This window comes from Pseudomonas sp. MIL9, assembly GCF_016887925.1.
Lineage (GTDB): Bacteria > Pseudomonadota > Gammaproteobacteria > Pseudomonadales > Pseudomonadaceae > Aquipseudomonas > Aquipseudomonas mohnii.
In genome coordinates this window covers 271236-284824 of sequence record NZ_JAFEHE010000001.1, presented here as the reverse complement: position 1 = coordinate 284824, position 13589 = coordinate 271236, and the positions used below count along the sequence as shown (strand labels likewise).

The window sequence follows — 13589 nt, the reverse complement described above, 5'->3', positions numbered from 1 at the left end:
CTTCCGATTAGCGATTCGGAAAGTTGGCCATTGGTATGGGCCGCCCCAAGGCAACCCAGTCCACATACAGCCGCACCCGGTCCTCCAGAACAGTGAACAGCCTGAACGGATTTTCCGCATCGGGCGTCCTTGCTTCCATGCACTGGCGCAGCCAGCCCCACAGCTCCTCTGAAGCCTCCGCGGCCTGCAGCAGTCGCCATACCCGCGCTTGCAGGATCAGGTAACCCACCTGGAAATCCGCCGTCAGGCTCAAGCCATCGATAACACGCAGAAACGCGTCGCCCACTGGTTTGGCGGCCAGCCGTTGCCAGATCTGCTGCCGCGCCGCCCGCAACACTTCATCACCCTCTTGTAGCCACGGCGTGGCACTGCCATACCCCTCACCCGGCTGGCTTAGCCATAGATTGATGCCGGTCCGCTCACGGTGATGGACCAGACGCGACAGGGAATCTTCATCCGTCAGCGGGTTGTCCCAGAGCCAGACCCGATCCCGGGAGACTGCCTGGTTCAATATCGCCTGGGGAACCCGGCTGATGCGGTTATGACGCAAGTCCAGCGAAGTCATGAATGGCTCATCGACGATGCCGATCGGGCAGTGACTGATGCCGGTATTGCTCAGTTTCAGCACGCGTAGCGCCTTCATCCCCAAAACGACAGGCGCAACGGCCAAAGGGTTGTCGCTCAGGTCCAGGCTCTGCAAGCTGGTAAGGTCGCTCAATTGCGCAGCCGTGTGCTCCTTGAACTCCAGAAACGTCGACTTGAGGTTCAGCGAAGTGAGCCGCTTCATTTGCAGGATCGCGGGCGGCAAACGCCCTTCCAGCACGCCATTCGTGTTGGGCAGACGCAGGTCGAGTCGCTCCAGATTCAACGTGCGCAGGTTAGGGAAACTCTCCAGAAACCCGTTGAGACTCTCGCGTTCGACCAGGTGCAGCCCCTGCATCGACAGTTCGACGACTTCATCGAATCGAACGTTCATCACCGGCAAGCGATGGTAGTCCTCAAAGGCCAGATCGAGCCGGTAGCCGACCAATGCCCCGTCGGACATGACTCTACTGGCCTCGGGCGGGCACTTCTGCCAGATGAGCATCAATTCGTTGGCAAGCTCTATCCTGGTTTCACGCTCGTACTCGATCACGTGCTCCAGCATTTCAGCATTGTGCGCCGCCACCTGCTGAGGGGTCATGCCCACGGCACCTTCATCGCCAACAGCAAGAAAATCCAGATCCATGTCATCGAGGTCCGACACGGTCTGTTCGACCCAATGCACCAGATCGGTATGCAGTTGGCGCAATTGCAGGGTAAGGCGCTCCAGCAGCGCCTGAGCCCCGGCACCGGCGCCCGCCAACAGCTCGTCGACCTGGGCATCGGTGAAATCAGGGTAAATATCCCTGACCTGCAAGCGCACGACTTCACGGCTCAGGGACGCCCCCTGGGGCGTATCTGGAAAACCGCCGCCACGAAGTCCAGGGGATTCGAAAGGCAATTTCGAATCCATCCTGCTCAGACCGAGCATCAATTCAGTACGGCTCAATGTTCGCTCACCCAGGCGCAGGCGCAACTCGCCTGTCGGGTCGGATGCACGCAATGACAGCGCGGTGCGCTCTTCGACGGACAACAGGTCGACCAGCGCAGTGAACAAGTCCGAGCCGTCACGGCCAGGTTTCAACGCCGCAGAAGGCCAATAGCGATCCGCGACCTTGATCAAGCGTCGGCAATCCGGCGCATCAAGCGGGCCGCAGCGATCCAGCAGCCGACCACCCTCAGCTCCTTCCAGCACCTCGATGCGCAAGGATGTCGGCCACCCAGGTAACCGCGCCAGAGAATGCAAGGCCAGGACATCGGATTCGGGGTGGACAATCGAGCGCAAGTACAGGCCTTCATAGGCCCGATTGAGCCTGACATGCTGCTGATACTCACGCGCTTTGTCGTCCAGCCGCCTGAGCACCCTCACCGCTTCGGCAGCATCGACCGGCCCTTCGATCTCCACGCCCGAACGGTCGAGGATTTGCTCCACAACCGCTTTCGGCAAACCGGGGTACTCAAGCTGAAACAAGCGGACCCATTCATGATCCGAGTGCTGGAGTGCCTGATAACGGGAGTTGAATAAACTGGCGCGAGTCGTCGGATCGGCTGTCGCCTCAAGCTCATGGTCAAGCTTGAAGCGGGCAATGGTATCGGCCAGCAGCGGAGTCGGCGGGCGCCCCGTCTGCATCAGACGCAACATGTCATCGTTAACCGTACTCACCCGGGCAATCTGGCCCAGGACCTCGTCGCTGAAAGACGCGAACGGTGCACACACGCCGCGCATGAGTTCCAGGCGAGTCGCAGGCGACGTCAGGGCTGGCGCGGAGACGGGTTGAAGCGTTGTATCGGTCAGTGGCTGGAGGCTCAATTCACTGCTCGGCTCAGATGCGTCGTGAAGAGTTTCGGCCACTCGGCCCTCGACCTTGAGTGCGGCAATCGATCTGGCCAGCGGAAGCGCATTGAGCAAGCCGAAAATCGTGCGTGACACACCTTCCGAACGCTTCTCCGGGGTTTCACCGTTGACGGCCTGGTTGATGCCATAACCGGCGTCGATGATCCCGGCCAGCACCAGTACGCCCTCGCCTCCAGGAATGAACAACGCCAAAGGACCCAGGCGGTTGATCCACTGTACGAGCGGCTCCACCACCGCGCTCAAGTCGTCCCGATTGACCTGGGCATCATCACGGATGGTATTGACGCTGGCCATGGCCGCCTGCTTCATGGTCAGCACCAATTCAGCGAACGGGTCAGTGGCCGCGGGTGAACGCTCAATGCCCACATAGTCCTGCGGGTCCCAGAACCCGTCATTGTTGAAAAACCCGGCGTTCTTTTTCAACCAGTGCTCCCCTGGGAACACCGCCATGCCCTCCAGCGCAGTCAACACGCCCGCATGGAAGGTGCCGTCTTGCCGATCATCTTCGGCAAAGTGCATGGCCAACGCCTGCCCTGTCTCGGCCACTTTTCCTTGGGCGACGATCCATTGGCGCAAGTGCTGGATGTCGACGAATTCATGCAGCGGCGAGGAGTTGCCCGGGATGTACAGCAAGACCCCGGAGCGGGTGCGCTGGCGAAAACACCAGAGATCGGTCGAGGTGTAACGGTAGATCGTCAGGCGACCGGCGACGACGGGCGAATGGGCGCGGGTGGCTGCATTCAATTGAGTGATGGTCAGTGCGTCCCAGGTCTGCCGGTCCGGCAAACCGCACGCCATCAGCGCCAGCGCCAGCCCTTGCTGGGTCAAACTGCCTTCCTGGTGTTGCAGGAACGCACTCATGACGAAGGCTGCCTTGGTCGAAGTCCTCAGGTCGCAAGGCGCCGCACCGGCGATCTGCTCATCCGAAGGCCAGGCGTTTTCAAGGTAGGCCTGATAGCGGGTTTTCAGATTCTGCTCCCACACCCACTGTTTGAAGTCCGATGGCCTGAGCGCGACTTGCGTGGTCGGCCCATAGACCTGCGGCACGGTTTGCCGATAGATGCCTTCGTAAGTGTGATGGTTGCCATTGCCGTGGTCAGCAAATTCATCGACGTTCTGGACAATGCGAATGGACGGGCCGACGTCGGGCGGTGTGTAAAGACCGAAAACGGTTTCGGCGAAACGGCCGTCACCGACGGTTTGATAATTGGACAGCAACGCCTGTACCAGCGTTTGAGAGCTCGCGACCTGACCTTGCTCGACCCCGCCCTGCGGCGGATGTCCCCTATAGTGGTAATCCAGTGTTACCAGCCGCGCCGTCTGCGGGTCGATGTTCTCGCCCCATTTTTTCCGGATCAGTTGCGTGCCGAATTGCTCGGGAGATTGCGGCAAGGCGCCGCTCACCAGTGAATTCAGTACTTCGTGCATCGGTCGATCAGTTGTGGCGAGCGCAATGTGAGGGTCACGCGGTTGGTCATTCATGTGCATTCCATGGCAAACATTGGGAACACCAACATAACCCTCCGCCACGCCCTCGAAAGCAGGACGGATCGACTCCTGACCTCGGAGAATTCGCCACGTTCTGGAGGACAACCCTGCTGATTGCCAGGCGAAAAAAAACCGGGGCAAATGCCCCGGTTCGATGCCTGTCGATGTGTTACCAGAAGCGCTGTTGGGTCAAGCGGCTCCACCAGCTCAGCAGAACGCGATCGACCGAACTGCTGGCCGCCATGCCGATACGCTCTTGCAGGCTCTTACGTTCGGCGTAGTGCAGGTGATAAAGCTCGGACTGCTTGGCGCGTTCGGCCAGATACTCGTCACTGGTCTTCAGTTCGTCCACCAGTTGCTTTTCCAATGCCGCGACACCCAGCCAGATTTCACCGGTGGCCACCTCGTCGATAGCCAGTTGCGGGCGGTAGCGCGAGACAAAATTCTTGAACAGTTGATGGGTGATATCCAGGTCTTCCTGGAATTTCTCCCGCCCCTTCTCGGTGTTTTCGCCAAACACGGTCAGGGTGCGTTTGTATTCACCGGCGGTGAGCACTTCGAAGTCGATGTCATGCTTTTTCAGCAGGCGATTGACGTTGGGCAACTGCGCCACCACGCCGATGGAGCCAAGAATCGCGAAGGGTGCGCTGATGATCTTCTGGCCGATGCACGCCATCATGTAGCCACCACTGGCCGCAACCTTGTCGATGCAGACGGTCAACGGCACGCCCGCTTCACGGATACGCGCCAGTTGCGAGGAAGCCAGGCCATAGCTGTGGACCATGCCACCGCCGCTTTCCAGGCGCAGTACGACTTCATCCTTGGGTGTGGCGAGGGTCAACAGTGCGGTAATTTCATGACGCAGGCTTTCAGTCGCCGACGCCTTGATGTCGCCATCGAAATCCAGCACGAACACCCGGGGTTTGGCCTCGGTTTTTTTCTTCTGCTTTTTCTCGGTCTTAGCCTGGGACTTGCGCAAGGCCTTGAGCTGGTCCTTGTCGAGCAAGGTCTGCTCCAGGCGCTCGCGCAGGCCTTTGTAGAAATCATTGAGCTTGCTGACTTGCAGCTGCCCGGCAGCCTTGCGTCGACCTTTGCTGCGCAGTGCCGCAAAACTGGCCAGGACCACCAGAATGGCGATCACCAGGGTCACGGTCTTGGCCAGAAAACTGGCGTACTCGGTGAAAAACTCCACAGGGACTCCTCAAACGATGCGCGGCATGAACGCGCGCGGATAACTCCAGCATACCCATGCGCCGCCCTTGCGGCCAGCTGTGAAACCTCTGGCAACGGGCGTCTAACGAGCATTTCAAACAAGCGTATGTTTTTTCATTGACAGCTCACCGCCATCCTCATAACCTCGCCGAACCTTCAACGTACCGGGACGACGCGGACGTGGGCAGTATCTATTTGATTCGACATGGCCAGGCCTCCTTTGGTGCAGACGACTATGACGTCCTGTCGCCCACCGGTATTCGCCAGGCGGAAATCCTCGGTCAACACCTGGCAGAACTCGGCATCCGCTTCGATCGATGCCTGTCCGGCGACCTGCGCCGCCAGCAACACACGGCCAACAGTGCGCTGGAACAGTTTGCCGCCGCAGGCCTGCCGGTCCCGATCCTGGAAACCGATTCCGCCTTCAATGAGTTCGACGCCGACGCGGTGATCCGCGCCCTGCTCCCGGCCATGTTGCCGGACGAACCGGAAGCATTGGACATCCTGCGCAATGCCGCGCAAAACCGCGCGGAGTTCCAGCGTATATTCGCCCTGATCATCGAGCGCTGGCTCGCCGGCACTTTTGACACTCCGGGTCTGGAAAGCTGGTCAGGCTTTGTCGAGCGTGTGCAGGCCGGTCTGAACCGGATTCTCGAACAGGCCGACAATAACCAGAAAATCGCCGTGTTCACTTCCGGCGGCACCATCACTGCCCTGCTCCACCTCATCACGCACATGCCTGCAAAGCAGGCTTTTGAACTGAACTGGCAAATCGTCAACACCTCGCTCAACCACCTGAAGTTTCGTGGTCGCGAGGTGGCACTGGCTTCCTTCAACAGTCATGCACACCTGCAACTGCTGAAGGCCCCGGAACTCATCACGTTTCGTTGAGTCCGGACTATTGTGACCCTGGCTGTAATTACCCTGCTCTCATTACCCAAGAAAGGATCGAACCATGACCTCCGTAGCTGATGTCGTACAAGCAATGAAAGCCAAGTTCAACCCAGCCGCCGCTGCCGGTCTGGACCTGGTTTTCGGTTTCCGCATCGACGACACCAAGAACTTCTCGCTGGTTGTCAAAGACAGCACCTGCGAGCTCAAAGAAGGCGAAAACCCGGACGCCCAGGTCACCCTGGTGATGGACGGCGCAACCCTGGAAGGCATCGTCAGCGGCGAAACCGACGGCATGCAAGCGTTCATGGGCGGCAAACTGCGCGCTGAAGGCGACATGATGCTGGCAATGAAACTGTCCGAGCTGTTCCCGAGCTAAGCCTGTCGCTCCCACTCTTCGGGAGCACACCTGATTGCCAACGAATCCCGCCCCTAGTGGCGGGATTCGTCGTTTCCGGGGCAAAGAAACGTTCAGCCATGGAATTGCCGTCTATATTTCTTGTGGCCGCATGCGTCAGACACCGACCGATTGCCCCTCGATCCTTTTGCGCGGAGCACTGCCATGAGCCCACCTGACGACCACAACGGCGTCAATCGCCGAAGTGTACTGCAAGGCCTTTCGGCAGGTGCCATAGGCGCCTGGATCAGCCCGCTGCTTGCAGGGAGTAAAACCATGCCCGACACCCCCGCCGATCTCATTTTGTACAACGGACGCCTGCACACCGTTGACCGCAAGAAACCCCAGGCCAGTGCCGTGGCGATCAAGGACGGGCGCTTCGTGGTGGTCGGCAGCGATGCCCAGGCCATGGCCTTGCAGGGTCCGGCCACGCAAGTCGTCGACCTGCATGGTCGTACGGTGATCCCTGGCCTCAACGACTCACACTTGCACCTGATCCGTGGCGGTCTCAACTACAACCTCGAACTGCGCTGGGAAGGCGTGCCGTCACTGGTCGATGCCCTGCGCATGCTCAAGGATCAAGCTGACCGCACGCCCACACCGCAATGGGTACGGGTGGTGGGTGGCTGGAGCGAATTCCAGTTTGCCGAAAAACGCCTGCCGACCCTCGATGAACTGAACAAGGCCGCACCCGATACCCCGGTATTCGTCCTGCATCTGTACGACCGCGCATTGCTCAACCGGGCCGCGCTGAAAGTGGTCGGCTATACCCGCGACACACCGAACCCTGCGGGCGGCGAAATCCAGCGGGACGCCAACGGCGACCCCACCGGCATGCTGATCGCCCGCCCCAACGCGATGATTCTGTATTCGACCCTGGCCAAGGGTCCGAAGCTGCCGCTGGAATATCAAGTGAACTCCACACGTCAGTTCATGCGCGAACTCAATCGTCTGGGCGTCACCAGTGCGATCGATGCCGGCGGCGGTTATCAGAATTACCCGGACGACTATCAAGTCATCCAGCAACTGGCCAAGGAGCAACAACTCACCGTACGCATCGCCTATAACCTGTTCACCCAAAAGCCCAAGGAAGAGCTGACCGACTTCAAGAACTGGACCAGTACCTCGCACTACGGTCAGGGCGACGATTTCCTGCGGCACAACGGTGCCGGGGAGATGCTGGCGTTCTCCGCCGCCGACTTTGAAGACTTCCTCGAACCTCGCCCCGACCTGCCATCCACCATGGAACAGGATCTGGAACCCGTGGTTCGACACCTGGTTGAACAACGCTGGCCATTCCGCCTGCACGCCACTTACAACGAATCCATCAGCCGCATGCTCGATGTGTTCGAGAAGGTCAATCGCGACATTCCATTCGCCGGTTTGCCGTGGTTTTTCGACCACGCCGAAACCATCACACCGCGTAACATCGAGCGGGTCAAAGCCCTTGGCGGCGGCATCGCGATTCAGGATCGCATGGCGTTCCAGGGCGAATACTTCGTCGACCGCTATGGTGCCAAAGCGGCTGAACATACGCCGCCGATTGCCCGGATGTTGGCCGAAGGCGTGCCGGTGGGTGCTGGCACCGACGCCACACGGGTGTCCAGTTACAACCCGTGGACTTCGCTCTATTGGCTGGTCAGCGGCCGGACTGTCGGTGGGCTGGCACTTCACCCCCAAGGCCTGAGCCGCGACACCGCGCTGGAGCTGTTCACCCATGGCAGCGCCTGGTTCTCGTCTGAACAGGGCAAGAAAGGCCAGATCAAGGTCGGGCAATTGGCGGACCTGATTGCGCTGTCGGCGGACTATTTCCACATCGAGGACGAAGGCATCAAAGGCATCGAAGCGGTGCTGACCATCGTCGACGGCAAGATCGTGTACGGCAGCGTCGAATTCGAGAAGCTCGGGCCGCCACCAATCCCCGTGGTGCCCGAATGGTCACCGGTGGCCAAGGTGCCTGGTCACTGGAAGCCGCTGGCGCCGCTGACGGCACAGGTCCATCAGTGTGTCGGCGCGTGCGCGGTACATGCGCACAGTCACGAACGTGCGCGCCTGTCGAATGCGCCGGTCAGTGACTTCCGTGGGTTCTGGGGAGCGTTTGGCTGTTCGTGTTTTGCGTTTTAAACAACGATCTCGCCAACACCACCAATCCAATTGGTGGGAGCGAGCCTGCTCGCGAAAGCAATGTGTCATTGAACATTGATGTCGGCTGACACGACGCCTTCGCGAGCAGGCTCGCTCCCACAAATTGCGCCTCTTATGGCAGGGATCAGTCCAGGGTATCGGCGGACCACCGAGACTCTTACAATGCGTGCACCTCTCGAACCGACCACACCATGGACATCGATCTCGCCCGCACCTTTCTGGAAATCGTCCGCCACGGCAGCCTTGCCGCAGCGGCCGAGAAGCTCCACGTCACCCAGACCGCGATCACCGCACGGGTACAAAAACTCGAAAGCCAGCTGGGCAGTATCCTGTTCGTGCGCAACCGCGCCGGTGCCCGCCTCACGCCAAACGGCGAAGCCTTCGTGGTGTATGCCAATCAACTGGTGGAAACCTGGGAGGCCGCACGGCGGGACTTGCCGTTGCCCGAGGGTTACCGCGATGTATTGCACATCGGCGGCGAGGTCAGTCTGTGCAACCCGTTGATGCTCAGCTGGGCCGGCGAGTTGCGCGAGAAAATCCCCAGCCACGCCCTGCGCATGGAAATCCGCGACGGCGAAAACCTGTTGCGCCAGTTGGAACTGGGGGTACTGGACGCGGCGCTGGTCTATCAGCCCGAGTACTGGCCGCGGCTTCAGGTCGAGCAGGTGCTGGAGGAAAAGCTCGTCCTTGTGCGCCTGCCCGGTCGTGCCGAACCTTACGTCTACATTGACTGGGGCCAGGACTTCCGGCGCCGGCACGATGCCGCGCTGCCGGAAAAAGCCAAAGCCGCCCTGAGTTTCAATCTCGGCCCGCTGGGCCTGCAATACATTCTGGAAAACGGCGGCAGCGGCTATTTCCGCACCCGTGTCGTGCGCAGTTACCTGGAAAGCGGTGTACTGGAACAAGTCCCGAAAGCACCGGAGTTCAGTTACCCGACCTATCTGGTTTACTCCCGCGACCGCGACTCGCCGACCTTGCAAAGAGCCTTCGACCTGCTGCGCGACGTCATCCAGTCCGATGAAGACTGGTCGCAACGCTGGAACCCGTTGACCTGAATACGCCTTGCACCGGATCGTGGCACTTGTGTCATCGAGGTTCTCCAGCCAATACGCCGGGATCGTCTACGCTGCTGGAGATAACGATAACGACAGGTGATTGCAGTGAGGCAGACCACCGAAGCATTCCGCAGCCGCTACCGCGCCAACATCCATCCGCGCTACAACCCCTGGCTTCACGGCACCTTCGTGCTGCTGTTCGGCGTGTTCGCCATGGCCGTTTTCTGGAGCACTGTGCACCAGGTGCAACCGACAGAATGGCTGGCGGTGCCTCTGACCTTGTTGTTCTTCAACTTCGGCGTGTACTGCGTGCATCGGCACCTGGGCCATCAGAAAAAAAGTTACGCGCGATTGTTCTATGCCCGCCATAGCGGCGACCATCACAGTTTTTTCGCGCCGGGCCACATGACTTATGACAGCGCCCGTGACTGGCGGGTGATTCTGTTTCCGGCCTGGCTGATCGTGTTGCACACCTTGCTCATCACCCTGCCCCTCTGGTGGCTGCTCATGCAAGTGGACGTCAACGTTGCCGGGCTGGTCGGCGGTTTCCTGGTCCTCGGTTACCTGGCCTATGAAGTGTTCCATGCCTGCGAGCATCTACCGCCGCACAACCCGCTGACGCGCCTGCCTTGGGTCCGCCAGATGCGGCGCCTGCATGAGCTGCATCACCGCCGTGAGTTGATGCAGGAACGTAACTTCAACATCGTTTTTCCATTGATGGATTACCTGTTCGGCACCCTCTACTGGGAGCCGGAGCCGGCAATCCCACAGCCGACGAGCACGCCCATGACCCGCATGCAGCATCAGATCGAGATCGCCGGAACGCCCTTTGCCGTGCTGGCGTACGCCAGCAACGTGAGCCACTGGCCGCAGTGGCATCCATCGTCCCTCAGGATCAACGGACAAAAGGGCCCGCTGCACGCCGGCGCGCGGTTCGAGGAAGACATTCGCGCCGGTGGGCGCGACGGGCATTTGCGTTGGGTCGTCGATGAATACCTGCCTGGCTTGCGCTGGCGTGCCCAGGCGCTCGGCGACCATGGACTGTCGCTGGTACTGACTTACGAATGTGAAGCCGCAGGCGACGGCACGCGGTTTGTGCGCACGCTGGAGTATCAGTTCAGTGGCCTGGCGATGCGCCTTGCCAATCGGTTGTTGCTCAAGCGCCGCATCGATCGTGAGTCGGCGGCCTCGATGCTGGCGCTGCGCGAGATGGCGGAAAAACACCTGGCCCTGTCGGAAGTCCGCGCGTGAGTCGCCCGGTCCGCTTTCGCCATGGCTTGCTGCTGGTGGTCATTGTCGTTGCTGGCTTCTTGCTGCTGATGCCAACCAGGGTCAAACCCGTGGCCTGGACGCCAGCTCCCGCGCCATCGCTCACCAGTGGCACCTATGCCGACAATCAGCGCCTCAAGGGCGTGGAGTCTGTTGGCGCCGCGGACATCGATGGCCCCGAAGCATTGCTGCTGGAAGGCGATACGCTGATCACCGGTTTGCAGGACGGCCGGGTGATCCGCACGAGCCTTGACGGCAAGGTCACCAAGGTCCTGGCCGATACCGGTGGCCGGCCCTTGGGCCTGGCGCGCCACCCCAACGGCTTGCTGGTGATCGCTGATGCGGTCAAGGGTTTGCTGTCGCTGGACGGCCAAGGTCGCCTGGTGGCCTTGGCGACAGAGGCCAACGGCCTACCCTTCGGTTTCACCGACGACGTCGCCATCGACAAGCCGGGGCACTATGCCTACTTCAGCGATGCCTCCAGCCGCTTCGGCTACGGCAAGGATGGCGAGGCAATCATCGAACACGGTGGCGATGGTCGCTTGTTGCGTTATGACTTCCAGACCGGCAAAACCTCGGTACTGCTGGACAAGCTGGAATTTGCCAACGGCGTGACGCTCGGACCGGACGATGCCTATGTGCTGGTCAATGAAACCGGTGCCTATCGCATCAGCCGCTACTGGTTGAGCGGCCCCAAAGCAGGCACCCACGATCTGTTCATCGACAACTTGCCAGGCCTGCCCGACAACCTGGCGTTCAATGGTCACGACCGTTTCTGGGTGGCGCTGTACGCACCGCGCAACGCCTTGCTCGACGCCACGGCGGCCCATCCGTTCATACGCAAGGTGATCGCCCGCGCCATGACCGTGCTGCCCAAACCGGTGGAGAAACGCGCCTTCGTTCTCGGGCTCGATGTCGAAGGCAGGGTCATTGCCAACCTGCAGGACAGCAGCAGCGGCAACTACTCACCGATCACGACCGCGCGCGAATATGGCGACTGGCTGTATTTCGGCTCGCTGAAGGCAAAACACATGGTGCGTTTGCCGCTGAGCGCGGCGCTGCAATAACAACGCAATCACATTGCAGCAGCGGGCACGCCCGCTCCCACAGGGATATGAGTCAATCGGAATCCAGGTCAATACCCTCGCGCCTTTTCGGCGGTTTGCCTGCCTCATCATCCGGCACTTCGTCGAGGCCGGGCTCTTCTTCAGGATCGACGGTATTGCGCCCCGGGCTCAAAGGCTCGGGATGGGTGGGGATGGGATCGAAGCCACCCTGTTCTTCGCTGGGGAATTTTGGATGAGTCATGGGGGCACCTCGTCTGTCGCCGTAATGACGGTCTCTGATCATTCGAGGTGCCGGTCGTTAGCGCCGTTCCAATTGTTCAGCCACCGGTCGTCGGCGGCTCACGGGATCTTTCAGGACGGCGACTCGAGTTGTTTGACGATCTTGTCCTTGACCATCAGGCGCGTCTCCTTGAGCTTCTTCACTGCGTCATCACTGGACTTGGCCTGTTCTGCCTTGACCACTTCGGCATCGGCCTGCGAATACTTGTTAAGCAGCGAATCCAATAACGGATCCTTGGTGCGTTTGTGCTGGATTTCTTCCTTTGAGCGTTTCAGATCCTGATAAAGGTCGTGTGGCACCGGCATGGAACACCTCCGTTTGTTAATCGGCAGCAAACGCGACTGATTGCGCTCGCCAACTATCAGAATGGCCTTGGTTGACCGGTTCTGTCGACCACCTGTCAGACCGGCGGTGTCCGTTCGTCGTCCTTTGGCCAATGCAATAAAACCTTTTCCCGCCTGCCAGCCTCCACAGCTTAACGATCATCCCGATCACCCATGAAAATTGCGTGGAGATGCACCTATGGACGGATTCAACCTGCGCCACCTCACTCTGGCCGTCGCCTTGAGCACCGGCATGGGCACGGCCTTCGCCGCGACTTCCAACGACTTTGTCGATCACGCCGCCGCAGGTGGCATCGCAGAGATCGAAGCCAGCAAGCTGGCCCTTGAAAAAAGCAGCTCGGCCGACATCAAGGCCTTCGCCAACATGATGATCACCGATCATTCCAAGGCCAATGACGAACTGGCGGCCATTGCGAAAAAGAATGACATCAAGGTGCCGGACAGCACGACACTGACCAACCAGGCCAAGGAAAAAATCCTCGACATGCGCGATGAGTCCTTCGACGCGGCGTATGCCAACAACCAGGTCAAGGCCCACGAACAGACCATCGAGTTGTTCAAGAAAGAGGCCAACACGGTCACCGACGACAAGACCACAGGCGCGGTGGAACTCAAAGGCTTCGCGCAAAAAATGCTGCCGGGGCTGGAAAAACACCTGGATATGGCGAAAAAACTCCAGGCTGCGCACCCAAGCAAATAACCACCTCATGTACAAAAAGGCCGCATCAAGGGATGCGGCCTCGTTGCATTCAACCTAACCGCCATCGGTATCAATGTCGGCGTCGGTCTCATCACCCGGCTTTGGTCGATCCGGATCGGGCTTGAAACCCGGACTGAACTCATTGTCGTTATCGCTGTGAAGGTTTTTCTGGTCGACCGATTTGTCGGCGCTTTCCGGCTCGGCCGTTATCGCGTCGTCCTCCGGACCCTTTTCATCGCTCATGATGACCTCGTTCGTCGCTGTCATTGCGGGGCTGGAACAGCCCGGCCATACAGGTTCGAAG

At 59.9% G+C, this 13589-nt stretch carries 12 protein-coding genes; 7 read left to right on the top strand and 5 right to left on the bottom strand.

The features are described from left to right. Nucleotides 1–7: 7 nt before the first annotated feature. The gene (locus JQF37_RS01360; protein WP_130204070.1) at nt 8–3919 is read right to left on the bottom strand and encodes a DUF6543 domain-containing protein; all 3912 of its coding nucleotides are present in this window, start codon (nt 3917–3919) and stop codon (nt 8–10) included. A gap of 175 nt (nt 3920–4094) precedes the next feature. Then, entirely contained in the window at nt 4095–5117 is a 1023-nt protein-coding gene (gene sohB / locus JQF37_RS01355; protein ID WP_130204071.1) for a protease SohB, read from the bottom strand. A gap of 200 nt (nt 5118–5317) precedes the next feature. Here sohB and JQF37_RS01350 point away from each other — a divergent pair, with 200 nt between their 5' ends. From JQF37_RS01350 to JQF37_RS01325, 6 genes are all read left to right on the top strand, one after another. Then, the gene (locus JQF37_RS01350; protein ID WP_130204072.1) at nt 5318–6028 is read left to right on the top strand and encodes a histidine phosphatase family protein; all 711 of its coding nucleotides are present in this window, start codon (nt 5318–5320) and stop codon (nt 6026–6028) included. A 64-nt stretch (nt 6029–6092) separates the two neighbouring features. Further along, the gene (locus tag JQF37_RS01345; protein ID WP_130204073.1) at nt 6093–6407 is read left to right on the top strand and encodes an SCP2 sterol-binding domain-containing protein; all 315 of its coding nucleotides are present in this window, start codon (nt 6093–6095) and stop codon (nt 6405–6407) included. 294 nt (nt 6408–6701) lie between these two features. Then, entirely contained in the window at nt 6702–8549 is a 1848-nt protein-coding gene (locus tag JQF37_RS01340; RefSeq protein WP_189340239.1) for an amidohydrolase, read from the top strand. A 212-nt stretch (nt 8550–8761) separates the two neighbouring features. Then, on the top strand, nt 8762–9625 hold the full coding sequence (locus JQF37_RS01335; RefSeq protein ID WP_130204075.1) for a LysR family transcriptional regulator: 864 nt from the start codon (nt 8762–8764) through the stop codon (nt 9623–9625). A 105-nt stretch (nt 9626–9730) separates the two neighbouring features. Further along, nucleotides 9731–10876: an SRPBCC family protein gene (locus tag JQF37_RS01330; protein ID WP_130204076.1), complete on the top strand. Its 1146-nt coding sequence runs from the start codon at nt 9731–9733 to the stop codon at nt 10874–10876. Continuing rightward, nucleotides 10873–11961 (top strand): SMP-30/gluconolactonase/LRE family protein, encoded by a 1089-nt coding sequence (locus tag JQF37_RS01325; RefSeq protein ID WP_130204077.1) that lies wholly within the window; start codon nt 10873–10875, stop codon nt 11959–11961. Before JQF37_RS01330 ends, JQF37_RS01325 begins: the two co-directional genes overlap by 4 nt. Nucleotides 11962–12013: 52 nt before the next feature. Here the strand turns inward: JQF37_RS01325 and JQF37_RS01320 are convergent, their stop codons facing one another. Further along, nucleotides 12014–12202: a hypothetical protein gene (locus JQF37_RS01320; RefSeq protein WP_130204078.1), complete on the bottom strand. Its 189-nt coding sequence runs from the start codon at nt 12200–12202 to the stop codon at nt 12014–12016. A 110-nt stretch (nt 12203–12312) separates the two neighbouring features. Then, the gene (locus JQF37_RS01315) at nt 12313–12546 is read right to left on the bottom strand and encodes a DUF465 domain-containing protein (RefSeq protein WP_130204079.1); all 234 of its coding nucleotides are present in this window, start codon (nt 12544–12546) and stop codon (nt 12313–12315) included. A 217-nt stretch (nt 12547–12763) separates the two neighbouring features. Here JQF37_RS01315 and JQF37_RS01310 point away from each other — a divergent pair, with 217 nt between their 5' ends. Next, on the top strand, nt 12764–13285 hold the full coding sequence (locus JQF37_RS01310) for a DUF4142 domain-containing protein (RefSeq protein WP_130204080.1): 522 nt from the start codon (nt 12764–12766) through the stop codon (nt 13283–13285). A gap of 54 nt (nt 13286–13339) precedes the next feature. Here JQF37_RS01310 and JQF37_RS01305 read toward each other — a convergent pair whose 3' ends face one another. Beyond that, nucleotides 13340–13528 carry a hypothetical protein gene (locus JQF37_RS01305; protein ID WP_130204081.1) on the bottom strand — a complete coding sequence of 63 codons (189 nt, stop codon included), beginning with the start codon at nt 13526–13528 and terminating at the stop codon, nt 13340–13342. Nucleotides 13529–13589: the final 61 nt, after the last annotated feature.

Coding starts and splice junctions, on each gene's coding strand:
- JQF37_RS01360 (WP_130204070.1), bottom strand. CDS start 3,919: ATGAATGACCAACCGCGTGACCCTCACATTGCGCTCGCCACAACTGAT.
- JQF37_RS01345 (WP_130204073.1), top strand. CDS start 6,093: ATGACCTCCGTAGCTGATGTCGTACAAGCAATGAAAGCCAAGTTCAAC.
- JQF37_RS01340 (WP_189340239.1), top strand. CDS start 6,702: ATGCCCGACACCCCCGCCGATCTCATTTTGTACAACGGACGCCTGCAC.
- JQF37_RS01335 (WP_130204075.1), top strand. CDS start 8,762: ATGGACATCGATCTCGCCCGCACCTTTCTGGAAATCGTCCGCCACGGC.
- JQF37_RS01320 (WP_130204078.1), bottom strand. CDS start 12,202: ATGACTCATCCAAAATTCCCCAGCGAAGAACAGGGTGGCTTCGATCCC.
- JQF37_RS01315 (WP_130204079.1), bottom strand. CDS start 12,546: ATGCCGGTGCCACACGACCTTTATCAGGATCTGAAACGCTCAAAGGAA.
- JQF37_RS01310 (WP_130204080.1), top strand. CDS start 12,764: ATGGACGGATTCAACCTGCGCCACCTCACTCTGGCCGTCGCCTTGAGC.
- JQF37_RS01305 (WP_130204081.1), bottom strand. CDS start 13,528: ATGAGCGATGAAAAGGGTCCGGAGGACGACGCGATAACGGCCGAGCCG.